Annotated in this window: 19 protein-coding genes and 1 tRNA gene; 10 read left to right on the top strand and 10 right to left on the bottom strand. The window is 57.0% G+C overall.

The annotated features are described in order from the left end of the window. The first annotated feature begins 2 nt into the window (after positions 1-2). A complete protein-coding gene (locus C5L39_RS07905; RefSeq protein ID WP_123048356.1) occupies positions 3-2,657 on the top strand; it encodes an AAA family ATPase in 2,655 nt (884 codons plus the stop codon). A gap of 58 nt (positions 2,658-2,715) precedes the next feature. On the opposite strand, the gene C5L39_RS07900 is transcribed toward C5L39_RS07905, so the two are convergent. Continuing rightward, entirely contained in the window at positions 2,716-3,252 is a 537-nt protein-coding gene (locus C5L39_RS07900) for a YceI family protein (RefSeq protein ID WP_123048355.1), read from the bottom strand. 239 nt (positions 3,253-3,491) lie between these two features. On the opposite strand from C5L39_RS07900, the gene C5L39_RS07895 reads away from it, so the two are divergent. Continuing rightward, a complete protein-coding gene (locus C5L39_RS07895; protein ID WP_123048354.1) occupies positions 3,492-3,986 on the top strand; it encodes a MarR family winged helix-turn-helix transcriptional regulator in 495 nt (164 codons plus the stop codon). 105 nt (positions 3,987-4,091) lie between these two features. Continuing rightward, positions 4,092-4,319: a PspC domain-containing protein gene (locus tag C5L39_RS07890; RefSeq protein WP_123048353.1), complete on the top strand. Its 228-nt coding sequence runs from the start codon at positions 4,092-4,094 to the stop codon at positions 4,317-4,319. A 10-nt stretch (positions 4,320-4,329) separates the two neighbouring features. Here the strand turns inward: C5L39_RS07890 and C5L39_RS07885 are convergent, their stop codons facing one another. Then, positions 4,330-4,605, bottom strand: coding sequence for a muconolactone Delta-isomerase (locus tag C5L39_RS07885; protein ID WP_123048352.1), 276 nt, complete (start codon positions 4,603-4,605; stop codon positions 4,330-4,332). Between the two features lie 183 nt (positions 4,606-4,788). On the opposite strand from C5L39_RS07885, the gene C5L39_RS07880 reads away from it, so the two are divergent. Next, positions 4,789-5,760: a hypothetical protein gene (locus C5L39_RS07880; RefSeq protein ID WP_123048351.1), complete on the top strand. Its 972-nt coding sequence runs from the start codon at positions 4,789-4,791 to the stop codon at positions 5,758-5,760. A 211-nt stretch (positions 5,761-5,971) separates the two neighbouring features. Here C5L39_RS07880 and C5L39_RS07875 read toward each other — a convergent pair. Next, positions 5,972-6,044 (bottom strand) — tRNA-Arg (locus C5L39_RS07875). Between the two features lie 365 nt (positions 6,045-6,409). Between C5L39_RS07875 and argS the strand changes: the two genes are divergently transcribed. The 6 genes from argS to thrB all read left to right on the top strand — a co-directional run bounded on the left by argS (position 6,410) and on the right by thrB (position 14,969). Continuing rightward, positions 6,410-8,062 (top strand): arginine--tRNA ligase, encoded by a 1,653-nt coding sequence (gene argS / locus C5L39_RS07870; RefSeq protein WP_123048350.1) that lies wholly within the window; start codon positions 6,410-6,412, stop codon positions 8,060-8,062. Between the two features lie 7 nt (positions 8,063-8,069). Then, positions 8,070-9,398 carry a diaminopimelate decarboxylase gene (lysA, locus tag C5L39_RS07865; RefSeq protein ID WP_123048349.1) on the top strand — a complete coding sequence of 443 codons (1,329 nt, stop codon included), beginning with the start codon at positions 8,070-8,072 and terminating at the stop codon, positions 9,396-9,398. 221 nt (positions 9,399-9,619) lie between these two features. Beyond that, positions 9,620-10,276: a response regulator transcription factor gene (locus C5L39_RS07860; protein ID WP_123048348.1), complete on the top strand. Its 657-nt coding sequence runs from the start codon at positions 9,620-9,622 to the stop codon at positions 10,274-10,276. After that, complete coding sequence (locus tag C5L39_RS07855; protein ID WP_123048347.1) at positions 10,273-12,567, top strand: hypothetical protein; 2,295 nt, start codon at positions 10,273-10,275, stop codon at positions 12,565-12,567. The genes C5L39_RS07860 and C5L39_RS07855 overlap by 4 nt, the downstream gene beginning before the upstream one ends. A 117-nt stretch (positions 12,568-12,684) precedes the next feature. After that, on the top strand, positions 12,685-14,028 hold the full coding sequence (locus C5L39_RS07850) for a homoserine dehydrogenase (protein WP_123048346.1): 1,344 nt from the start codon (positions 12,685-12,687) through the stop codon (positions 14,026-14,028). A gap of 14 nt (positions 14,029-14,042) precedes the next feature. Then, entirely contained in the window at positions 14,043-14,969 is a 927-nt protein-coding gene (gene thrB, locus C5L39_RS07845) for a homoserine kinase (RefSeq protein WP_123048345.1), read from the top strand. Here the strand turns inward: thrB and C5L39_RS07840 are convergent, their stop codons facing one another. The 7 genes from C5L39_RS07840 to C5L39_RS07810 form a co-directional block, all read right to left on the bottom strand. Next, on the bottom strand, positions 14,970-16,889 hold the full coding sequence (locus C5L39_RS07840) for an ATP-binding cassette domain-containing protein (protein ID WP_123048344.1): 1,920 nt from the start codon (positions 16,887-16,889) through the stop codon (positions 14,970-14,972). A 7-nt stretch (positions 16,890-16,896) separates the two neighbouring features. Continuing rightward, positions 16,897-17,754 carry a molybdate ABC transporter substrate-binding protein gene (gene modA, locus C5L39_RS07835; protein ID WP_245974938.1) on the bottom strand — a complete coding sequence of 286 codons (858 nt, stop codon included), beginning with the start codon at positions 17,752-17,754 and terminating at the stop codon, positions 16,897-16,899. Between the two features lie 60 nt (positions 17,755-17,814). Further along, the gene (gene mobA, locus C5L39_RS07830; protein ID WP_123048343.1) at positions 17,815-18,399 is read right to left on the bottom strand and encodes a molybdenum cofactor guanylyltransferase; all 585 of its coding nucleotides are present in this window, start codon (positions 18,397-18,399) and stop codon (positions 17,815-17,817) included. Next, a complete protein-coding gene (gene moaC, locus C5L39_RS07825) occupies positions 18,399-18,875 on the bottom strand; it encodes a cyclic pyranopterin monophosphate synthase MoaC (RefSeq protein ID WP_123048342.1) in 477 nt (158 codons plus the stop codon). The genes mobA and moaC overlap by 1 nt, the downstream gene beginning before the upstream one ends. Positions 18,876-18,903: 28 nt before the next feature. After that, a complete protein-coding gene (locus tag C5L39_RS07820; protein WP_123048341.1) occupies positions 18,904-20,148 on the bottom strand; it encodes a molybdopterin molybdotransferase MoeA in 1,245 nt (414 codons plus the stop codon). 10 nt (positions 20,149-20,158) lie between these two features. Next, entirely contained in the window at positions 20,159-21,226 is a 1,068-nt protein-coding gene (moaA, locus tag C5L39_RS07815; protein ID WP_123048340.1) for a GTP 3',8-cyclase MoaA, read from the bottom strand. An 85-nt stretch (positions 21,227-21,311) separates the two neighbouring features. Then, the gene (locus C5L39_RS07810) at positions 21,312-23,054 is read right to left on the bottom strand and encodes a long-chain fatty-acid--CoA ligase (RefSeq protein WP_123048339.1); all 1,743 of its coding nucleotides are present in this window, start codon (positions 23,052-23,054) and stop codon (positions 21,312-21,314) included. Positions 23,055-23,373 lie beyond the last annotated feature (319 nt).

Below are 23,373 nucleotides of genomic sequence, written 5' to 3'. Positions count from 1 at the left end.
TGATGCGTATTCACTCTTTGACCATCGATAACGTCCGCGCCATCGAGCATTTGGAGCTCACTGAGCTGCCGGCCACCGGGGTCATTGTCATCCATGGTGACAATGAGCAGGGTAAATCCACCATCCTGGATGCGATCAATATCGTGCTCACCCAGAAACATGGGGCCAACAATAAGTACACCAAACCTCTCCGGCCGGTCCACCGCGATGCCTCTCCAGCCGTTTCGTTGAGCGCGAGCATGGGGCAGGTGAGCTTCACCATTGAAAAGACGTGGTTCAAAGGAAAAAGTGCACGTCTTCAGATCACCTCACCGCAACGCGAGAGTCTCACCGGCGAACAAGCCGAAGCCAGGCTTGAGGAGATCATTAGTGAACACCTTGACCAAGATTTATTCTCCACGTTGTTTCTGCGCCAAGACGATCTCGGGGCGAGTGTGGCAGCAGCCGGAATACCTACTTTAAGCAAGGCGCTTGATGGGAGCTCTGCTACTAAGGACACCCCCGGCACCGAGGATCTAGCTCTCATGGCAGCGGTGGAAAAGCAATACCTGCGCTATTTCACCGCAGCTGCGGGCAAAGAGACCGGTGAACTAAAGAAGGCACGCGAGATTTGCGAGGCCGCGCAGGAGGAATGGAGCCAAGCAGCGGCGGATAACGCCGAGCTCAACGAGTTTGTCTCTCGCTTTGATCGGATGACTCGGGACCGGGAGTTGGCCAAGGATGAGCTTCCGGCCGCCGAAGCAGAGGCCACAGAACTAGGCGAGAAGGCCGAGCTAGCGGCCAAAGCACAAGCGCAGGCGGATGCCTTGTGTGCGGAGGTAGCACGTGCTGCCGAAGATCTAGCACACGCCCAAGAGCTCATCGCCAACCGAAAACTGCTGGCCCAAGAGATCGACACGGCTAATGAGGGCTTAGCTGAGCTGACCTCCGGGTTGGAAGAAGCAGCTGCCGCCGCTGAGCAGGAAAGCGCTCAACTGGAGTTATTGGAAAAACAACTAGCCGATGCTCACACTAGGCAGCACAAAGCAGGAACTGATCTACGCCTGGCCAGAAAGCAGGCCCGTCTGCTTGAAGCCAGCGCGCGCCGGGATGACTTGGCCGATCAACTGGCTCAGTTAGATGAGCTTAATGAAGACATTCAGCGGTTATTAGTACAGTCCAGTGGTTATCAGGTCACCGATGATGATGTTCGCAAAGTAGAAGAGGCCTCCTCGGATCTCCTAGTCCAGCAACAGCTGCACGCCCAGGCTGCTGCCAAGCTAGAAGTAACCGCGACTACTGGCACCTCGATCACCGTCGATGGTGAAACAGTAGAGCTTGGCCAAGAATCGGTGGCAGTAGAGCTAAAAGATGGCATGGAAGTGGTCATTGCTGGAGTCAGTGCCCGTTATCTGGCCGGTTTGTCTGAGTCTGGCTCCGGTGCAGATCTGGTGGCTAGCGCCCAAGATGTGCTCGAGGAGCTGCTGGAGACCTTCGGAGCTCAGGATTTAGCGGGAGTTCGGGACCTGCGAGATGCAGCGCGCGAGGCAACAGAGCAGCTTGCAGCGCTCAATAGGCAACGGTCTGCCTTGTTGTCGGGGAAAGATCCAGAGGAACTGGCTGCCGAGCACAAGCGGTTACTCGCCGATCTAGACCAAGACGCAGAACTACCGGAAGACCTCGATGCGGCGGCTGCCGCGGTAGTGGTGGCCAAGGCTGAACAAGAACAAGATGCCGCTGGTGAGGAAGCCGCCACCTTAGCTGCAGCGCTGAGTCCCTTTCGTCAGCGACGCCATTCTCAAGCGTATAGCGAGCTCAAGATTCGTATTGAGGCGGCGGAGGAGACCTTGGCTGTGGCAAAGCGGCGGCTGGCGGCCACCGATCTTAAAGCCAGCGCCGAGGACTTGGCTGCGGGAGTAGAGAAAGCCAGCTTGGCTCATGATGATTTGATCGCGCAGTTGGCTCTGGCACAGGAGAAGGTGGCTGCTGTTGATCCGAAGTTGGCTAGTGATCTTCATGAAGGTGCGCTAGCTCGGGTAGCTAGTCTGCGAGATTCGGTAATTCGCTGCGACAACGAGCTGGCTAAGCTCAGCGGCGGTATTGGTCTTGCTACTGGTGCGGCTGAACGCTTGGAGAAAGCAGAATCTGCACTTGAGGCAGCGACCCATCGGCTGGATTCGGTGACTCGCCGCGCGGAGGCAGCGAGGCTTTTGCGAGAGAGTATGCACCGTCACCGAGATATCGTGCGTGCCCGCTACGCTCAGCCGTTTGCAGATCAGCTCTCGCAGTTGGCTCGCACCGTCTTCGGCCATGATGTGGAGTTCGGACTCTCAGAAGACTTGGCGGTGACTCACCGCAGTATTGGCGCTAGCACCGTCGATCTGGAGAGTCTCTCCGGAGGTGCCAAAGAACAGCTGGCCATTCTCACTCGTTTCGCCATCGCCGGATTGGTATCTCGAGAATCCGATGATGGGCAGGTACCAGTACCGGTGGTCATCGATGATGCCTTGGGCTCTACTGATCCCTCGCGCTTACAGCTGATGGCAACTCTGTTTAGCGAGATGGGAAAAACTAGCCAGGTTATTGTTTTGACTTGCGTGCCCCAGCGCTATGACCGAGTTGTCGGGCGCCAGGAATTTGCGATCGCGGACCTTAAAGCTACCGGCAGGCTGCTTTAAGAAGACCACCTCCCATTGATCGTTGAGCGATCAATGGGAGGTGTATGTTAGTGCAGTCTCAGTCCTGTTTGATACCGGAACCATCGATCTGAATCTTGATGCTCTCGGAAACCAAGATGCCGCCGGAGCCCAGTGGGGCCTGGAAATCGATGCCGAAGTCCTTGCGGTTGATCTTGGTGGAGGCCTCGAAACCGATGCGCAGGTTGCCAAAGGGATCCTCCTCGACGCCGGCGATCTCGACGTCCAGGGTGACCTGCTTAGTGATGCCCTTAATCGTTAGGTCACCGGTAACGGTGCCCTCGTCTGCGTCGATGTCGAATCCCTTAGCCGCGAAGGTGATCTCCGGGTGATTGTCCACGTCGAAGAAATCAGCGCTGCGGACGTGGCCGTCACGGTCGGCGTTGCCGGTATCGATCGAGGTCGTTTTGATAACGGCGGTGGCCGAGTTGGCTGCTGGGTTTTCGTTGTCAATGACCACGGTGCTGTCGAATTCAGCGAAGCGGCCACGGACGGTGGTGACCATGGCATGGCGGGCGCTGAAGCCAATCGCGGTGTGCGAGGTGTCGAGGATCCAGGTGCCGTTGAGGTTATTCATGGAAAAAAGCTCCTTAGGTAGTTGATTTTGCGGAATCGGGAATTCCCGATGCCTTCGTTGTTGAGGGAGACCCTAACACAAGTTGGTGACGCGTCAACATATATTGTGATTGAAGTGCATTCAAATATTGAATCTGCTGGTAGTGGGTCCAGATTGTGGGTCAGAAAAATTGGTCCACGGCAAGCTACAGAAGACTCGAGGATTGTTGATGTCACAACCTCACCGGCTATAGTTTTTGCATGGCTACTCAACCGCATTGGCTCAATGACGAAGAGCAGGCCTTTTGGCGGCTCATGCTTGCAGCGAACCGGAAGATTGACCGAATCTTGGATGAGACCCTGCTAGCAAATAGTGAGGTCTCTACGCCGGAGTTTGCGGTGTTAGTCTCGCTGAACGAGGCTCCCGAACAGGTGCTGCGGTTGCGTGATCTGTGCTGCATGTTGGACTGGGACAGGTCTAGAGCGTCCCACCAGATCACCCGCATGCAACGCCGCGGTCTAGTGGGTAAACGCCCAAGTGCCTGCGATGCCCGAGGCGTAGAGGTTTATCTGACCCCAGAAGGCGCCGAGCGCTTAGAGTCCGCAGCTCCTGCCCATGTCGAAAGCGTTCGACGGGTGGTATTCGACCACATGAGTCGAGAGCAGTTTGAAAGTCTCCGCGACTTCTGCCAAGGCGTGCTTGATGTTAATAATCTGCCTGGAGAGCCAGATTTTTGTTCCCACCCTGAGGGCTAAACTTGGGATTGTTTCAGGGGAAACCCCGATGCCCTTGGAGCCTTAAATGGGGGACAATGGACTTTAAGTACCAGTCCACTGTCTCAATGCTGCAGGAGATCTCTCATGGCTAACCCATATAATCCCGATGAAAATATCAGCATTCCGAGGCAACAGCGCCGACTACACCGGTCGACGACTGATAAATACGTCGCGGGTGTTCTCGGTGGCATCGCTGAGACCTATGAGTGGAATTCCACTCTCGTTCGATTGATCTTTATCGCCTCGATTTTGCTTCCTGGCCCGCAGTTTATTGCCTATATCATCGCGTGGCTGATTATGCCGCGTAGCTGAATTGACCCCTTTAGACTGCGTTGGGGTGTTGCGTCAGAGGCGTGATCTGGACATCAAAGTATCTGTAGAGCGGAAATCCGCTGAGGACTTCTTGCAACTGATCAGTATCTGATACCTCAATGAGGCAATAACTCGAGGCTTGGCCCACTTCTTGCCACAGCCCCGTGATAATGCCAGCCCCCTGCAGATCTCGGGCATACTTCTGCTCCCGGAGTTGAAAGTCTTCGAATAGCTCTGGAGCCAGAGATTCGGGTAATGATACATCCAGGTGTGCCAGGAAAAGCATGGTGTGGCCTTGTCTGTTGCGCGTCGAACGGGGCAATCGGCTAGTTTAGTCTCACAGTTGTGAGTGGTTGATTTCTTCTTTCATCCTCGGCGGATAAAAAGGGGCACTTCTAGCGCATGTGTGTTCGGTGTTGTTAGGGGATATATCCAGCTCATGTCGGGTGCGTGTGCTGGAATCACGCTCATGGACATGGTGAAAAGTCTCGTAGCGGCTGCCCGAGAGATCGGGGAGATCGCGGAACCGGCGCATCGAGCTGCAGTCGAGCGTTGGATACTGGAGTACACCGCGGAAAACGTCGGACTCGGTACCAATCAGGCCATGGTGGCAGCTGGGCAACTCGCGCAGCGCTATGGGTACGAGGTGATTGCGGACGAGCTCACATGGGATCAGTTGTGTCGGAGGCCGCTGTATCCGGAAGTTGAGTGGTCGATCTCTGCATGCTGGCTGGCAGACGGTGCCCGTCCCATCGTGGTGCCGAGCTCTCATGGGCAACCGGTGGAGCTCTTTTTGGCCGAGGATATAACTGGGGCTGCTCTGGATGACCTGATCGATCCAATCGAACATCGAGAAGTTCGCTCGCCAGAGATTTCGGTTCCAGAGTTCTCCGAATTTGCTGACCATGTGGGAGTCCAAGAACGGAAGATGTTTGGCCAGATCCTAGAATCTGGTGGTCTCGTGCGCTGGGATTTAGGTTTGGCTGAGGGAATATCCTGTGAGCTAAATTTTGACGCCGAGGACGTGCTGGGCACTGGGCTCTATGACTGTGAGATTCTCTTCCTCCTCAACGTCAACCTTGATACTGGCAACGAGGATGTAATGCAGCTGGTGCTGGGTATGGTCGCTCAACTGACCGTGCTTTATCTAACCGGTGTGCTGGATGCAGAAAACGAGAGTGGGGAAGCTGAGGAGGAAAGATATGAGGAGGAAGGCGAAGCCACCCCTGAGGCACAGATCAGTCCACTTGAGCTCGATCTGATTGTGTGGTTGGCCGCTAGGCGCTTGCGCGTGGAGGTTTCTCCAGGGCCAGCGGCTACAGACTGGCTGATGTCGCCGGAGATTCCAGCGCCAGAAGACCTCCGGTGGGCATTAGTTTATGACGCTGCCAATGGGGTGGAAGCACTGCTGCTGGGATCTCACTATCAGGTCAACGACTGAGATTGAGCCGAATCTATGGCTAGTCTGCTCAGGTAGTCAGCTAGCAGAATCTCGCGCGGGAGTTTGCCCGCGGAGTCATTTCACCGTTGCAGGGGGAGTGATGTTCTTTGCGATAAAAAATGACCCCGTTGTGGCTACATTTAGTAGTTCACAACAGAGTCGCTTTTTTGTAGTACCAGCTGGGCAAATAGGCTAGTATTGCCCAAAAATGTGTCCTCGACAGGATTCGAACCTGCGACCTTTGGTACCGGAAACCAATGCTCTATCCCCTGAGCTACGAAGACCCGTCACACTAGGATTGCTCCGTTAATGACAACGTGCAGAGTCTAACACCTCGCCATCATAGCAACCGAATCGCCGGGGGTTACTGTCCATTTTTAGCTGGTGAGCGCCATTTTATTACCACATTCTAGATCATGAGGTTTGCGGATCAGAAGGTCGCAGAAGCCTCACTGTGAGCTAGCTAACCGCCGACGCTTTGGGCAAAAACCACGCCCGCAGCTGGTCTAGCCAGCAAGGTGCATTGCGTACATTGCCAGGTTCTCGTCGAAATCTCACTAGGGTCGATCTGGTTCTGAACTTTTAGTTGCTCAATAACAGCTCCGGTCAGATGTGGGTAGCGGCTAGGTGTGCACTAGACTTGACCGCCATGACACCTGCAGATCTCGCGACCCTGATTCACCAGGCCGCCACCGGCGTTCTCGCCTCCCGCGACCTAGATACCTCCGTGCTTCCGTCGAAGGTGGTCGTCGAGCGACCGCGTAATCCTGAACACGGCGACTATGCCACCAACGTGGCCCTGCAGGTGGCCAAGAAGGTCGGTACTAACCCTCGAGAGCTAGCTACCTGGCTAGCCGAGGCATTGGCTACGGATGCCGCCATCGAGACCGCTGAGATCGCTGGTCCCGGTTTTATTAACATCCGCCTGGCAGCGGCCGCACAAGGCGCGATCGTGGGCAAAGTCCTCGAAGAAGGCGCCAACTTCGGCACCTCGAAGCGTTTTGCCGATCAGCGGATCAACTTGGAGTTCGTTTCCGCGAACCCGACCGGCCCGATCCACCTCGGCGGAACCCGCTGGGCAGCCGTCGGCGATTCGCTTGGTCGTGTGCTCACTGCTGCGGGTGCCACGGTTACTCGTGAGTACTACTTCAATGATCATGGCGGACAAATCGACCGTTACTCGCGTTCCTTGGTAGCTGCCGCCAAGGGGGAGCCGACCCCAGAGGATGGATACGGTGGGGATTACATCGGAGAGATCGCCGAAGCGATTCTTACTCAGCAGCCGGATGCACTGACCGGCAGCGCTGAGCAGGTCCAAGAGACCTTCCGCGCCATTGGTGTGGACATGATGTTCGAACACATCAGGTCTTCTTTGCACGAATTTGGCACCGACTTTGATGTGTTCTTCCACGAGAACTCGCTATTCGAATCCGGCGCAGTCGAGCGTGCAGTAACCACCCTGAAAGACAACGGCAACCTCTATGAGTCCGAGGGCGCTTGGTGGCTGCGCTCCACTAACTTCGGCGACGATAAAGACCGCGTCGTCATCAAGTCCGATGGGCAGGCCGCCTATATCGCTGGCGATATCGCCTATGTCAAGGACAAATTCGACCGCGGCCACAACCTGTGCATCTACATGCTTGGTGCTGATCACCACGGCTATATCGCCCGTCTGAAGGCTGCCGCGGCAGCCTTGGGTTATGACCCCGAGCAGGTTGAGGTCATGATCGGTCAGATGGTTAACCTAGTGCGTGATGGCCAGGCCATGCGGATGTCCAAGCGCGCCGGCACGGTGATCACCCTCGACGATCTGGTTGAGGCTATTGGCATCGATGCTGCCCGTTACTCGCTGATCCGTTCCTCGGTGGATTCTTCTCTCGACATCGACTTGGCACTTTGGGCCTCTCAGTCCTCAGATAACCCTGTCTACTACGTCCAATACGGGCACGCCCGTCTCTGCTCTTTGGCGCGCAAGGCCGCTGAAGTGGGTGTTTCGATTGAAGGGGCAGATCTTTCCCTGCTTACCGAAGACCGCGAAGGCGATCTCATTCGCACCATGGGTGAGTTTCCCGCAGTGGTCAATGCCGCCGCAGAGCTGCGTGAGCCGCACCGTGTAGCCCGCTACGCCGAAGAACTCGCCGGTACTTTCCACCGCTTCTATGACACCTGTCAGATTCTGCCCAAGTCGGATGAAACTGCCGCGCCTATTCATTCGGCACGCTTGGCGCTGGCTGCTGCCACCCGACAGACTCTCGCCAATGCGTTAGCTTTGGTTGGCGTGAACGCCCCGGAGAGGATGTAAGGGATAGATGACGATTTTCAACGAACTCCCAGCCCATGTCTGGCCGCGCAATGCCGTACGCCAAGAAGACGGAGTGGTCACCATTGCAGGTGTCCCACTGCCAGAGATCGCCGAAGAATATGGCACCCCAGTCTTTGTCATCGACGAAGATGACTTTCGCTCCCGCTGCCAAGACATGGCTCGGGCCTTCGGGAATCCCGGGAATGTTCACTATGCCTCCAAAGCCTTCCTGAGTAAGACCGTGGCTCGCTGGGTCGATGAAGAAGGGTTGTCTCTCGACGTCGCCTCTATCGGTGAGCTGCGCATTGCTCTGGCAGCTGAATTTCCTGCTGCACGCATCACCGCCCACGGCAACAATAAAAGCGTCGACTTCTTGCGTGCTTGTGTGAAAGAAGGCGTGGGGCATATCGTGCTCGACTCCGAGCAAGAGCTGGAGCTGTTGGATTTCGTCGCCGCTGCCGAAGGCATCTGCCAAGAGGTGCTCATCCGGGTCAAGCCGGGCATTGAGGCCCATACCCACGAATTTATTGCCACCAGCCATGAAGATCAGAAATTTGGCTTCTCGTTGGCCTCGGGTTCTGCTTTTAGAGCAGCCGCAGCGGCCACCAACGCCGAGAACCTCACGCTGATTGGCCTGCATTGCCACGTCGGTTCCCAGGTGTTCGAGGCCACCGGTTTTACTCTCGCAGCTGAGCGTGTCCTTGAGCTCTATTCCAAGATCCACGATGAGCTGGGCGTTGACCTACCGATGCTGGACTTAGGCGGTGGCTATGGCATCGCCTACACCGCTGACGAAGAGCCGCTCAACGTTGATGAGGTCGCCCACGACCTGCTCAGTGCCGTGGCCAAGACCGCAGCTGAGCTGGGTATCGACGCCCCCGTGGTCCTAGTTGAGCCCGGCCGTGCGATCGCCGGCCCCGCCGGAGTGACTCTTTATGAGGTTGGCACCGTCAAGGATGTCACGGTTGATGAGAAGACCACTCGCCGCTACCTCAGCGTGGATGGCGGCATGTCGGATAATATTCGTCCGGCACTTTATGGATCAGAGTATGACGCTCGCCTAATCTCCCGGTTTAGCGAAGGCGACGAGATAGCTACCCGAGTAGTCGGCTCCCATTGCGAATCCGGAGACATCCTCGTTCGGGATGCTGAATTTCCCAATGACATCGCCACCGGTGACTACTTGGCGCTGGCTGCTACTGGCGCCTATTGCTACGCCATGTCCAGCAGATACAACGCCTTCACCCGTCCGGCAGTGGTCAGCGTCCGCGCCGGTCGCTCTCGGCAGATGCTACGTCGAGAGACCATCGAGGACATTTTGTCCTTGGAAGACTAGTAACTGCCGGAGCAGCGCTGGTTGATAGTTTTGTTTTTGAAACCCATGGCCTGAGTACTTGCGGTGTCGAATAATCCTATGCAGCTAGAGCTGCTGGCTTCACTCAACTGACGTAGGACTTTATTTAAGGTTCTCAGGGAGTCATAACGAAATGGGGGTGCTTGAGCTTTTCATGTCATTTCCATCGATAATGGCTAGTGCGAACTGTTAGATTCATAAAAATGAAGTTAAATGTGGTCGCCATTGATGACCACGAGATTGCCCTTCTTGGACTCGGACAACTGCTCGCCGCAGCCGAGGAGATTGATCTCGTCGGTACCTACAACACTGTGGGTGAGGTTCTTTCTTTTATCAAGGGTCCAGCTAAACCCACAGTTGATGTGGTTCTGCTTGATCTACGGCTTGCAGATGCCAGTGACCCCTTTGTCAACGCCACCCAGCTCCAGGAAGCAGGAGTGCGTGTCTTGGTTTATAGCTCTTTAGAGAGCCCTTTTCTTATTAGGCGCGCGCTTCACGCCGGAGTAGCTGGGTTAGTAGAGAAGTCTTCACGGTGTGAAGATCTAGTGACCGCCATCCAGATGGCAGCGCAAGGTCAGATCTATGCCACCGCCGACTGGGCTGGGATTATTGATTCCGACCCAGTGCTTCACGCAGTGAATCTCTCCCAGCGTCAACGAGAAGTCCTCGAGCTTTATGCGATGGGGGAATCCGCTAAACGGGTAGCCCGGTTGACGGGTTTATCCACCGACACAGTGCAGGACTATCTCGGTCGAATTCGGAGCAAATACGCACTGGCTGGACGTCCTGCCAACACCAAAGTGGATCTATTCCGCAGGGCTCAGGAAGATGGTTTCATTCCCGGTCCACGGGAGGGATGATGTTCTCCACTGCAGTCAGTAGTGAGTTTCTACCCGCAGGATTTCACCGGCCAGCCCCAATCCACTCATCCAGAAGCTCCGAGCTAGAGGCACCGACATCACAGATCTATTCGCCCATTGCCACGCTGGCGATGCTGCGGATTGTTGCTTTCGCAACGAGCGTGACGTGGCTGTTGCTCATGGCTATCGGAGCCAATGGCTCGGAATACTATCGGAGCGGGCTGGTCTCGCCTACCCAATCTCTTCAGTCAATGGTGTCGTTGCTCTTTACTGTCGCGATACTTGGAGTTTTCGCAGCAGGGTTCATTCACCGTGAGCGGGTTTACCAGCTGGCCATGGGGTTTGCCAGCTTGAGTTTTGTGGTCGTTGTGGCTGGACACCTTCTCTTGCTGGCTATTTTTGGGCAGTCTCCGTTGACCGAAATCTACTTGGGTGATTTTGTCGGAATCCCGATGGTCATGCTCATCATGGTATTTCCTACTACCTGGGGGTTGCTGCTGGCTATTGTGGTTATCGGAGCCTGCGCCGTGGTCAATCTTGGAACCCCGCTGGGTTTTAATACTGTGCTTGAGATATCCCATTCGTTGGCTTTTATGCTCCCTTTTTTGGTGCTATTGCAATCTGGGATTAAGGCCTCGCATGCTATCGATGAGTCGGCCTCTCGCGCTCGAAACAGTGCGTCACAGGTAGCTAGATTAAAAACCTTGCACGAAGTAGAAACTAGCTTCCTGGGTCATGTCCATGATCGGGTTTTGACTTACCTAGACGGCGTCAGTCGCGGAGTGATTTCGCCAGCTGATTCCGCAGCCAGAGTCAAGATACTCACTCCAGAGATCCCAAGGAATTCCCGCAGGTTGTTGCTGGCAGGAGTGCTCCACGACCTAGTAGCTCAGCTGCGGATGGTCGCGCCGAACATTGATATCACTGCTCCAGAGAGCTTGCCAGAAACCGCGACGATTTCCGCTGATGTGGCAGCTGCTTTGTCGGAAGCTGCTCTAGAAGCAGCGTCAAATACTACCTCTCACGCGCCTGGTGCCCAGGTAGACTGCCAGCTTTCGGTGGAATCCTCTGAAGGAGTCTGCCAGGGGGTTAGCGTAGTTATCCGAGACGATGGGCCTGGATTCGACCTAGCTCGCATCCCTGGTAGCCGGGCAGGGGTCCGCGTGGCTATCACCGGAAGGATGCAGGTTGTTGATGGATGCAGCGTAGACATTGAGACCGCGCCAGGGCAAGGAACTTCAGTTGCTCTGGTCTGGCATGAAACGACAGGCGAGGATGAACCACCGGACTTTGGCCACATTGCGGTTCCCTCCGCCTACGAGATGGTCGGAATAGACAGGATCTTCCGTCCAAGCAGTGCAATTGCCGTACTTATCTTTTTTTTGGCAATGAGCTTGAACAATAGTCATCCTCGCCCCTTCTTCTACGTGGTGTCATTGCTGGCTGTATCAGTGGGGGTGTGGGCATTGTTGAGAGGTCAAGAATTGACTCTGCCAGCCAGGCCCACTGTGGTAACTATGGGTTCAGTAGTGGTCTTTTTCCTTGCTGCATCAGTAGATAATCCTCCAGCCGTCAGCTATTGGCCTGAACTGTGGTACCCGTGGGTACTTATTTTGATGTGTACGTACCTGGCCATTCGGGACAGGGTTTGGGAAGCCTGGGCGCTTTGGGGAGGTTGTCTAATTTTGGCGGAGATGATGGCCAGGTCTGGATTCGGTCCTTCAGAAGTCGGTGCTGCCTATCTGGCTACTAAGAGCATTGTATTGCTACCGGCAATGCTCATTTCTCGCCTATTCAAAGTGACCACGAGGGGACTTCCCTTGGGTTTGTCTATTGATCAAAGCCAGGCCATGGCGTTGCAGGTGGCGGCTACCCAGCGTCGTTTCCTGACTGATTCCAGGGAGTGGATTGATTCCCGCGTCGCGGCAGTGCTTGATCCTAGTTTCGACGGAGAGGTGTGCCGGAGCAATGCCCATGTGCTGGAGCTTAGGCTGCGGGATTCGATTCGTTCTCCATTGTTCGATGTCACTCCAGTCAATCGTGCGGTCTGGGAGGCACGTGCTAGAGGAGTGAACGTCCGGCTACTCGACGATCGCTATTCAGGGCTTAGCCTTCCTAATCGGGTAGGTGCCGATCCGCGGCTCGCTGCCCTTCATCTGCGACTCCAAGAGATTTTGGACTCTTGTTCCCATGGGTCAATCACTGCCCGCATCGTCCCGGCCGGCCGTGCGAACTACGCCACCATTGTCATCGCTGGGGAAGATGATTCACGCCGTGAAGTCTTTGACTGAACCGTAGGGAAGCCAAGATGAACCGAGTGGTCTACAATGGCCGGAGATGACTGGGCCGGTAGGCTGGCCTAGATAGATATCAGTTACCAGTAGACGGACGATAACCACGGGAGAATCATGACCTCGAGCACCGCTCACCCTGAAAGCACTACTCATAACCCAGGGAGGGGAGACGGTGAGGCCGTCGGTATCGCCATCCTTGGCCACGGCACCGTTGGCTCAGAGGTTCTGCGCCTGATGGAGGAGCACTCCGATTCTTTGGCTCACCGAATCGGTGGCCGGATGGAATTGCGCGGAGTGGCCGTCTCAGATCTGGAGAAGCCTCGCCTCGGAGTGTCTAGAGAACTGCTCACCGATGATGCGATGACCCTGATTAACCGCGATGACGTTGACATCGTCGTTGAGGTCATCGGCGGTATCGATTACCCGCGCCGGGTGGTTTTGGCCGCCCTCAAAGCGGGTAAATCTGTGGTCACCGCAAATAAAGCACTCGTGGCCGCTCATGCTGATGAACTCGCTGCAGCGGCTGATGCCGCAAATGTTGACCTCTACTTTGAAGCTGCTGTTGCCGCCGCTATCCCGGTAGTAGGCATGCTGCGCCGTTCCCTCGCTGGTGACCAGATCGAGCGAATCTCTGGCATCGTCAACGGCACCACTAACTTCATCTTGGATGCCATGGAGTCCACTGGTGCCGCCTACGGTGACGCATTGGCTGAGGCCACCCGCTTGGGCTATGCCGAGGCTGACCCGACTGCTGATGTCGAAGGCCACGACGCTGCCTCCAAGGCTGCGATTCTCGCCTCCCTGGGGTTCCACACCCGAGTCAATTTCAATGACGTCCACTGCGAAGGCATTTCGAAGATCACTGCGGATGACATCTCCGCAGCCAGCAGCGCTGGCTATGTCATCAAGTTGCTGGCTATCTGTGAGCGCATCACTGATGCGGAAGGCAACGAGGCTGTTTCTGCCCGCGTGCACCCAACATTGGTTCCCAAGGAACATCCCTTGGCTAGCGTCAACGAGTCCTACAATGCCATCTTCGTTGAAGCCGAAGCAGCTGGTCGCCTGATGTTCTACGGCAACGGTGCCGGTGGAGCACCCACTGCTTCCGCGGTGCTCGGCGACATGGTTGGCGCCGCCCGCAACAAGGTCCACGGTGGCCGTGCTCCAGGCGAGAACACCTATGCCAACCTGCCGGTGGCCGACTTTGGCGCAGTGCATACCCGTTACCACATCGACATGGATGTCGTTGATCGTACCGGCGTGCTTGCTGAATTGGCAGCGAAGTTCGCTGTGCGTGGGATCTCTTTGAAAACCGTTCGCCAGGAAGAATCCGGTGAGCACTCCCGGCTCATCGTGGTCACCCATAGCGCCCTGGAATCCGATCTGTCCGCCACGGTCGATGAACTGACCAATTCCCCCGATGTCAAGGCTGTCAACAGCGTCATCCGACTGTTCTAGCAGGAGATTAACCAGTGAGCATTCAGCTCGAGGTGGGTACCAAGGCCACCGTCACCGTCCCCGGTTCTTCAGCCAATCTTGGTCCGGGGTTTGACACCCTGGGTTTAGCTGTGAGCATTTTCGACACCATCGAAGTCGAGGTCATTGACTCTGGCCTTGAGGTTGAGGTCTATGGCGAAGGGGAAAAGGACCTTCCTCGCGATGGCTCCCACTTGGTGGTCAAAGCCATCCGCTCTGGGCTGAAAGCCGCCAATGTTGAGGCACCTGGTCTGCGCGTAGTGTGCACCAACTCCATTCCGCAATCGCGTGGTTTGGGCTCCTCGGCGGCTGCTTCTGTGGGAGGTGTCGTCGCGGCTAATGCGCTGGCAGGCTCCCCGCTAACCACCGAACAAGTGGTGCAGCTGTCCTCGGCTTTTGAGGGACACCCAGACAATGCGTCAGCCTCCGTGCTTGGTGCTGCGGTTGTGTCGTGGACAACCGTGCCGGTTGATGGCTCCCAGCCGGAATACCGGGCAGTTCCTTTGCCGGTTGATCCGCGCATCCGCGCGACTGCGCTGGTACCGAATTTTCATGCGTCCACCCAAGCAGTGCGGCGCGTTCTACCCAGTCATGTCACTCATACCGACGCGCGCTTTAATGTCTCCCGCACTGCCGTAATGACCGTCGCGCTGCAAAACCATCCAGAACTGCTCTGGGAGGGCACAAGGGATCGGCTGCATCAGACCTTCCGTGCAGAGGTATTGCCGGTAACGGCTGAATGGGTCAACCGGCTGCGCAACCGTGGCTATGCTGCTTATCTTTCTGGTGCTGGGCCGACCATCATGGTCTTGTCCACCGGTCCCGTGGAGGAGAAGATTCTGGAACAAGCACGAGAAGCAGAACTTCGAGTCATCGAGCTTGAGGTAGCCGGTCCGGTTCGCGTGGAGGTCTCCACCGCCTGATCACACAGGGTGGATAGTGATTGCTGTTGCTTTGACAACACAATCAAGCTCCACCCCGGGTGCAATTCCTAGACTCAGCACGGAGCTGCGGGTGATAGGAACTTTAAGCAGGTGAGGCCCGATATCTACGGTGACGATTGTCCCGGAGCCCACTGCTGCAGCAGAAACCGATTCGACTACTCCCGGCCAGCTATTGCGTGCGGATTGCTGAGTGTGCGGTCTACTACCGCCAAGCCTCAACGTGACCGCCTCTGGTTCGAAAGTAGCCACCGCAGGTTTACCCGAAACAGCCTGCTGGTGATCCACACTGATACCGGTGATCTCTAGCTCACCGGTATGCAGGGTCACGGTGTCAATCTCTTTCCTGGTGATGATTCCCGGTAGTCGATTGAGTCCCACCAGTCCGGAAACAAAGTCATTGGGGGGAAGCTCTAATAACTCCGCTGTTGGACCATCGGCGAAGACCTCGCCATCTTCGAGCACGACTAAGTAGGTGGAAAGGCCCGCGATATCAAGGGCATCGTGAGTGACTAAAATAGTGGTGCGATCAGCAGCTGCTATCTGGAGCAATCGCCGCCACCTAGCAGCGGAAGCATGATCTATCGACGCCAATGGCTCATCAAGGATGAGCACAGCTGGCCGAACTCCCAGTGCCCGCACCAGCGCGACTTGGGCTGCTTGTCCGCCAGAAAGCGCAGGAACGGCAACATCGGTGAGCTCGCGCAGTCCGGCGGCGTCGAGAAGCTCTGTAGTTAGTGCTTGATCTCGAGTGGCCATTGTTATTGCCTGGGCGACAGTAGCGGTGCGGGGAAGTCCGGGCCGTTGGGTCAGCAGTACCACCCCGCGCTGTGCAGGAGGACAGAACTTCACACCGACTCCAGCTACAGCGCGTCCAGCTATCGCGACTTCTGGTCCAGACAATCGTCCGGCAATGACCCCCATCAGAGTGCTTTTGCCCGAACCATTGGGACCCACGACGGCGGTGATTACCCTGGCCGGGAACTTTGTCCCCGAGACTGATATTTCGACACCGCCAGCCCTCGCTGCGGTGAGCGCGCGCAGACGATCGGCATCGAGTGGGCCAATGGGCCGCGGGCTGGGGACTGGTTCGCGGCGCAGCAGCGTGGGCACAGCCGCCAGAGCTAGGACACCTACTGCTAGCAGGATCAAGATCGCGCCGAGGACAAAGGCACGATCCTGATCGATTTCTCGTTCGAGATAAATCCCAAGTGGCATGGTGCGAGTGACTCCGGGCATGGAACCAGCAAAGGTCAAGGTGGTTCCAAACTCGCCTAGGGAGCGAGCGAAGGCTAATCCTGCGCCGGTGGCAACCGCCGGTGACAATGCTGGCAGAACCACGCGACGAAGGACCTCCCCGGGGCGCATGCCCACTCCCGCGGCGCTGTGGAGGATCTCTGAGTCGATCTGGCGCAGCGCCGCATCGACGGTAACCACGACGAAGGGCAGCGCGATGAACACATGTGCCAGGACCACCCCGGGGAAAGCGAAGGCGAAGTTTAAACCTAGGGCGTCAAGTAGCGGTGAAGTCAGACCCCGCCTGCCGACGGCCGCCGTCAACGCCAGACCGCCAACTACCGGGGGCATCGCTAATGGCAGTAGGACCAACAGTCGCAGGAGATGACCACCACGACGAAGTCGCTGGATAAATAGGGCTAGGCAAACCCCCAGCACGGTTGTGATCAGCGTGGAGATCAACGCAGCAGGCAGCGTGACCCTCAGCATCTCCTGAGTAGCGGAATCGGTGAGGACCTCTCCAAAATGCGCCCAGGGAACTCGAATGCTCAGTGCTATCACTGGCCCCAGGATCAATGCCAGCGACACTAGCGCTAGAGCGGAGACAATCCGCGGCACCCTGCTAGGGGCGGCTACTGGTGCAGGGGCAGAAGAGGTAGTGGACATTGACAAGCTAATCTACCGGGCCGAAACCATGATCGAGCCATACCTGGGACATCTCAGCAGAGGTGAGAAGATCCAGGAAGCGGTTGGCTCCGGCGACATCTTCGGCTGAGGTAGTTACCGCTGCGACGACCTCGGTGTGATGATGATCTGCGCCTGGGATCTCGATGACTTCTACCGCGTCCCCTGCAGCAGCCGCATCGGTGAGATAAACCCAGCCAGCGTCTGCTTGACCAGAGACTACTTTTCCTAGAACATCTGACACCGAATGCTCGAGAGACGAGGGGGCAAGCTCGATGTTGTTGTCTTGGGCAAGTGCAGCTGAAGCCGCCCCACAGGGGACTTGAACATCGCAAAGAACTAACACTGTCCCTGGTAGATCCGTCACTGAGTCGATCTCGCCGGGATTGCCGGCGGGAACGACCATGACCAGAGAATTGGTGGCCAGCACTTGCGGTTGGCTTATGGAATCTTGGGCCAGTGCGATATCCATGCTGGCTTGATCAGCGGTGATCAGGACATCGCCGGGGGCGCCGTCGGCAAGCTGTTGAACCAAGGTGGAAGAGCCAGCGTTGATGAAGGCGAGAGGTTGCTCAGAAAGCGTCTCAAGATCATCATTGAGCACCCGAGTCGAGGCAGCACCCAATACGGTGATGCCGCTGGTCTGCGGACTGGCACACGAGCTCACTAACCCGATGCTGATGATCGGCACCATGATTGATAGGGGAGCGGCCCATCTGCGGCGAGTGTGCTCCCGCTGTGATTGAGCGCCGGAAGCAACTCGAGCGGAGCTGGCAAGAACACCATTGTTGACCAGCGCAATCATGAGCAGACCAAGGACGAAGAGCACGAGAATGCCAATGATCATCTGGATCTTCCTGAAAAATTAAAGGTGCGGATTGAAAATGAAGCCGTGGAGATATCTGGCCTAGTGCCCGCTAATCTGCGATTGAGCAAACCGGTTGAGCTCTGCCACAGTGTCGTAGTCTTGCTCAGAACCATCGCCGGGTACCTCAATGACCTGCTCGACGGCGCCGAGCAGGTGTCGTACTGAGGCACCATCGCATTCGCCCAGGCCACTGAGTGCGTTAGCTAGGACAGGGGATCGCCAAAGTGCGCAGAGTGGTTGGAGATATCCATCGGCGGCGCGGATTACCGCGACCTTAGCTGAAGGGTTTAACTCGAGAGCCTCGATGAGGCGTGGCAGTAGTTTTGGGGAAGCTGGCGCATCGACGGAAAGAACAGCGACGAGCCCCTCTTTCGGTAGAGCGTTAGCTCCGGCGGCAATTCCGGCCACCGGACCGCCAAAGGGCGGATCCTCGGAGACCACCGTGACCTCTGCGGCTACTTCGGGAGCGCGGGAAGATACGACAACGACCTGGTGTGGAGAAAACGCCGATAGCTCATCAAAGATCACATCGATGAGCCGTGTGCCGTTGACGGTGGCTTGAGCCTTATCGACCCCGCCCATCCGGGTGCCGCGGCCACCGGCCAAGATGATGACTGAGAGCATTAACGTGGCAGCTTCCGCGACCAATCGCCCGATCGGCCACCAGATTTCGCAGTGATGCCGCAGGTGCGGAGATACGCGGAACGATCGACTCCCTTGACCATGTCGACGACAGCTAGCGCCGCCACCGTTACCGCTGTTAGGGCTTCCATTTCTACTCCGGTGCGATCCGCAGTGCGCACGGTAGCTTCAATAGCCACGTGGTCATCTTCGATGACCAGATCGACGGCGCAGCCATGGACCCCAATGGTGTGGGCTAGCGGCAGTAGATCCGGGACTTTCTTCGCTGCGGAAATGCCAGCGATGCGGGCTACTGCCAACACATCTCCCTTGGGCACGGTGCCATCGCGCAACGCAGCTAGTACCTCTGATGAGCAAGCCACCTCGCCTTGAGCAGTGGCCGCCCGGACCGTGGGGGTCTTATCAGTGACATCCACCATGTAGGCAGTTCCTGCGGCGTTGAGATGGGTGAATTTCATGAAGGCTACCTTCTAAATCGAGGAAAAATTAGGGGCGGAGTAGAACACGGATGTCCGGGTCACCAGCAGAGGTATCCGCGCCGGGATCAAGTACTGCGATGCCATCAGTATCCGCGAGTGAGGCGACCAAGTGGGAGCCGGGTCCTCGGTGATGGAAGGGAGTCGCGGTGATTCCAGCAGCGGAGTAGTTCAGGCGCACTGGGCTTAGCAGCGTTCGAGCTGGTGGCCCAGAAAGCTCCGTTCCCGCCGCCAGCTGGGCCACGACATAGGGGCGCTCCCAGAGCCCAGCTTGGGGTGTAGATCCAGACATAGCCCACAGCAATGGCGGGCCATAGAGGCAAAAAGAGACAAAGGCCGCGACCGGATTTCCGGGCAGACACATCAAGGTAGTGGAGTGCCAAGTCCCTAAACCTTGAGGAGATCCTGGGCGTTGAGCGACCGAACCAAACCACATGTCCTTGCCATCAGTGGCGGCGCGGACGACGTCGAAGGCACCAACCGAGACCCCGCCGGTAGTAATCACTAGCTCGTGGGTGTCACAAACCTGCGCTAACAGGGCTTGAAAATCACCGGTTTGATCATCGCCATGAAACTGCGTGACGTGTTTGATACCCAGTTCTGCCAGCAGCGAGGCGATCATCGGCCGGTTGGAATCGGGTAGCTGGCCAGCACCTGGGGCGACTCCGGCCTCAACCAATTCATCACCGGAGGAAATTACGGCGACTCGGGGCAGTGGATACACACTTACTTGGTCGACTCCGGCGGAGATTAGGGCAGCAACCGCGCCAGCATCGATGCGGCTACCAGCACTCATGACCGCTTGACCTGGGGAGATATTCTCTCCTGCGCTCCGGATATGGGTGCGTTCGCCAGGTACGCGGTTAATAGTGACATAATCCGGCAGCGGGCCCGGGCCTGGGGTGATATTGGTATTTTCCACTGGGATCACGCGTAGCTGGTGGTGAGGTTCGGGAACTGGCGCTCCAGTCATAATGCGCACTGCCGCATTATCAGGTAGCTCAATTGGGCTAGCTCCGGCGGGTACATCGCCGATCACCGGAAAACTCCATGGGCCAGCTCCGACCAATTCTGCCGTGTGGACTAGAAATCCATCCATCGCCGAATTAGAAAAGGGCGGCACGGGCAAGGAGGCTTGAGCATCGCTGGCCAAGACGAGCCCGTGAGCCTTGGACAGGTCCAGGGAAATAGGCGATCTGGGTAGCGCATGCTCTACAACTGCCGCGAGATGGTCAGAAACTGAGCGGGGGGACATAGCTATGAGGTTAGCCACCAATGGCGGACATAGGCCGCTCGGGCTGGAGGAAACCTGGATCGTCGATGCCATGGCCGGGGAGTTTTCCCCACATTGCGCTCGCCCAAGCACCCGCTAACTCATCATCGGTTGCCCCAGCACGCATGAGGTCGCGCAGAGAGGTCTCGGTACGAGAGAACAAGCAGTTTCGGATAGCCCCATCGGTGGTCAACCGGGTCCGATCGCAATCTCCGCAAAACGGACGGGTAACCGAGGCGATGACTCCGATCTTCCCGTGTACCTCAGGATTGTCGATTGCGGTGGCCTCCCACAGTGCGGCTGGGGCGGCACCCCTTGCCTCAGCTGCCGATGTCAGTTCAAAAGCACCCTGTAGCCGCTCTAGGATGGCCTCCGCGGTGACCATTCCAGAACGATCCCAGCGATCTCGTGGGCCCAAGGGCATCTGCTCGATGAAGCGCAGTTGCGCTCCGTGCTCCAGGCAGAAGCGAGCTAGCGGGACGATGTCAATTTCATTGACTCCCGGCATAACTACCGAATTCACTTTGACCGGGGACAAACCAGCCGCCACTGCGGCTTCGATCGCTGATAGGACATCAGCGAGACGATCGCGCCGGGTCAACTGTGCGTAGCGCACCGGATCAAGGGTATCGAGGGAGATATTGACTCGTTCAAGTCCGGCTGATTTCAATTCGTCGATGCGGTGGACCAGCCCTAGACCGTTGGTAGTGAGAGCCGTAGAGATGGGCTTATCTTGATCGCTGCGTAGGGCAGTGGTCGCTGCGATAATCGGCGCCAGAGATTTCCGCAGCAGCGGTTCACCGCCAGTAAACCTGACTTGGCGGATGCCTAAACGAGTCACTGCGATGGTGATCAGGCGGATGACTTCATCATCATTGAGAGTGTCGGCGGTAGGCAGCCATTCGAGACCCTCGGCCGGCATGCAGTAGGTGCAGCGCAGATTGCATCGATCGGTAAGGCTGACACGTAGGTCACGGGCCACTCGGCCGTAGGCATCAGCGAGGGTGGTGCTGCCTTCGATCCTGGGAGGCGTGGTCGGCAGAGGAAGTCTGGTGCTCATTAGTCGTCCATAGTAGGAAGTTCAGGCGACAAAGCCAACACCCGCCGTGTGGAATGCCTCGATTCTTATCGGAGTTGAAGGCTCTTTAGGAGTCTAATTCCTCAGGTTCTTTCTTTTTCTGGCCCGGCCCTTTGAGGGCCGTAACGGTGTAATCGCCATTGGCTAGATGCTTGCGCAGGTCCTTTTTATCGAACTTGCCCACTGAGGTCTTATCGATATCGCGGACGAAGGTCCAGTATTCCGGCAACATCCAACTAGGAAGATTGCTGCGCAGGCGATCACGCAGGCTTTCGGCAGTTTCGCTGGTTGCGGGGACCTCCTCGTAGAGGACAGTCACGGCCAAGGGGCGTTCGCCCCATTTGTCATCTGGGTAGCCGATTACTGCACACTCGACGACCTCTGGGGCATCCATGATGAGGTTTTCCAGCATCGCCGAGTAGATCCACTCACCACCGGAACGGATGACATCGCGGGCTCGGTCAGAGACGGTGAGGAAACCATCGGCGGTTACCGATCCCACATCCCCGGTCCGCAGCCAGCCATCAGCAGTGAACTGTTCTTCGACAACTGTGACTTCTGCGCCACGGAATACGCTGGCTTTTCCGTGATTGTCCTCATTGGGCGAGTGATAATAGGAACCAGTGACGGTATTGCCGCGGACTTGGATCTCACCTTGGTTGCGGTCAGTGGAGGAAACCACTTGGCCGTCATTGACCACGCGATAATCCACCATCGGGCTGAATCGCCCTTGGCTGACGCGGTAGGCGAAACGAGCTTCTCCCGAAGACCCAGATGGTGGGCGGGCGACGGTACCAACGGATGAAGTCTCGGTCATGCCCCATAGATGGACAACATCGACGCCGTAGCGCTCTTCCCAGAGCTTGATCAAGATAGGAGGGGCTTGGGAACCGCCAACATAGAGCTCGGTGAGGGACATTCGCTCTGGGGGATGGTGCAGGTAGTGAACCATGAGCTGAATCCACAAAGTAGGAACGCCGTTGGCAACTCGGGGATGAGTGGCGGAGATCAAACGAGCAAGCGTAGGGGCAGAGACATCGGAGTCCGGGAACACTAGGGGAGTGCCAGACATGAAGGCAGCGAAGGGCACTCCCCAGGACAAGATGTGATAAATCGGCACACAGCACAGGAAAGACTCACCATGAGACACCGCTAGGGAGTCTGTGGTCCGCAGTGACATCGCCTGTAGATAGAGGGATCGGTGTGAGTATGCCACCCCCTTTGGGGCCCCTGAGGTGCCCGAGGAATAGCAGATCGCGGCAGCGGTGTTCTCATCAAGTACCGGCCAGTCATACCTGGTGGAGCGCCCATCGAGGAGAGCCTCATAGGAATATGCTGCTAGACCTTCGGGGAGTTGCTTTACCAGTGAATCGATGAGGCCTTGACCAGTGAACACAATTGCTCGGACACCTGGGCAGCCCTCGAGTGCTTTGCTCAGAGGTGCCGCTAGACGAGGATCAGCGACGATGATCTCGATATCGGCGTGGTTGATGATATGCCGAATTTGGTCGTTCATCAGCTGTTTGTTGAGCGGGGCAAATACCGCCCCCATGCTGGGAACTGCGAACTGTACTTCTAGATGTTCGGCGCAGTTATAGAGGAAGGAACCAACCCGTTGATCGCCGGTGATCCCAAGATCGTCATGAAGGGCGTGGGCGAAGGCTGCGGCACGTGCACGGATGTCCTCGAAGGTGGTTTCCTCCGCGGAATCGGTCCGCCACGTGGTCACTTTGGTCGTCGCGTGGGCGGAGGATCCGTACTCCAGGATCCGCGCGATCGACAGCGGCACATTCTGCATGGTGGAGAGCATGCCCAACACTCTAGTCTGGTGGGTGTCGCTAGATGGGGCTCTGTTATGCGCTACACTGTTCGAAGATCAACGAGGAAGCTTCTCGAAGCCCCCGTTTCCCCGGGCTAAGCGTCCGCCCACACTCCACAGTTTTCTCATTGGATAATTGTGTGCACGTAGTGAGGTGCCCGCTCCGGTCCGGTCTGATCTCCATCGAAGTATGACTCCGTTCCCACGTGTCGCAGACGGCATTGGCCTGTCACCTGCGGCAGATAGACGTCGAGTTGTTCAACTCCACACAAGGCTTCCAGTCGTGCGCGTACCGCACAGCATCACCACA

Source organism: Corynebacterium alimapuense, assembly GCF_003716585.1.
In the GTDB taxonomy this organism is placed as follows: domain Bacteria; phylum Actinomycetota; class Actinomycetes; order Mycobacteriales; family Mycobacteriaceae; genus Corynebacterium; species Corynebacterium alimapuense.
The sequence above is the reverse complement of the archived record's forward strand: the minus strand, read 5'-3'. Positions and strand labels throughout refer to the sequence as shown.

Coding starts and splice junctions, on each gene's coding strand:
- C5L39_RS07820 (WP_123048341.1), bottom strand. CDS start 20,148: ATGTCCCCCCGCTCAGTTTCTGACCATCTCGCGGCAGTTGTAGAGCAT.
- moaA (WP_123048340.1), bottom strand. CDS start 21,226: ATGAGCACCAGACTTCCTCTGCCGACCACGCCTCCCAGGATCGAAGGC.
- C5L39_RS07905 (WP_123048356.1), top strand. CDS start 3: ATGCGTATTCACTCTTTGACCATCGATAACGTCCGCGCCATCGAGCAT.
- C5L39_RS07885 (WP_123048352.1), bottom strand. CDS start 4,605: ATGCTTTTCCTGGCACACCTGGATGTATCATTACCCGAATCTCTGGCT.
- C5L39_RS07855 (WP_123048347.1), top strand. CDS start 10,273: ATGATGTTCTCCACTGCAGTCAGTAGTGAGTTTCTACCCGCAGGATTT.
- C5L39_RS07810 (WP_123048339.1), bottom strand. CDS start 23,054: ATGCTCTCCACCATGCAGAATGTGCCGCTGTCGATCGCGCGGATCCTG.
- C5L39_RS07895 (WP_123048354.1), top strand. CDS start 3,492: ATGGCTACTCAACCGCATTGGCTCAATGACGAAGAGCAGGCCTTTTGG.
- mobA (WP_123048343.1), bottom strand. CDS start 18,399: ATGCTCTCAGTCATCATCTTGGCCGGTGGCCGCGGCACCCGGATGGGC.
- C5L39_RS07840 (WP_123048344.1), bottom strand. CDS start 16,889: ATGTCCACTACCTCTTCTGCCCCTGCACCAGTAGCCGCCCCTAGCAGG.
- C5L39_RS07900 (WP_123048355.1), bottom strand. CDS start 3,252: ATGAATAACCTCAACGGCACCTGGATCCTCGACACCTCGCACACCGCG.
- argS (WP_123048350.1), top strand. CDS start 6,410: ATGACACCTGCAGATCTCGCGACCCTGATTCACCAGGCCGCCACCGGC.
- modA (WP_245974938.1), bottom strand. CDS start 17,754: ATGATCATTGGCATTCTCGTGCTCTTCGTCCTTGGTCTGCTCATGATT.
- C5L39_RS07860 (WP_123048348.1), top strand. CDS start 9,620: ATGAAGTTAAATGTGGTCGCCATTGATGACCACGAGATTGCCCTTCTT.
- C5L39_RS07850 (WP_123048346.1), top strand. CDS start 12,685: ATGACCTCGAGCACCGCTCACCCTGAAAGCACTACTCATAACCCAGGG.
- lysA (WP_123048349.1), top strand. CDS start 8,070: ATGACGATTTTCAACGAACTCCCAGCCCATGTCTGGCCGCGCAATGCC.
- C5L39_RS07890 (WP_123048353.1), top strand. CDS start 4,092: ATGGCTAACCCATATAATCCCGATGAAAATATCAGCATTCCGAGGCAA.
- moaC (WP_123048342.1), bottom strand. CDS start 18,875: ATGAAATTCACCCATCTCAACGCCGCAGGAACTGCCTACATGGTGGAT.
- C5L39_RS07880 (WP_123048351.1), top strand. CDS start 4,789: ATGGACATGGTGAAAAGTCTCGTAGCGGCTGCCCGAGAGATCGGGGAG.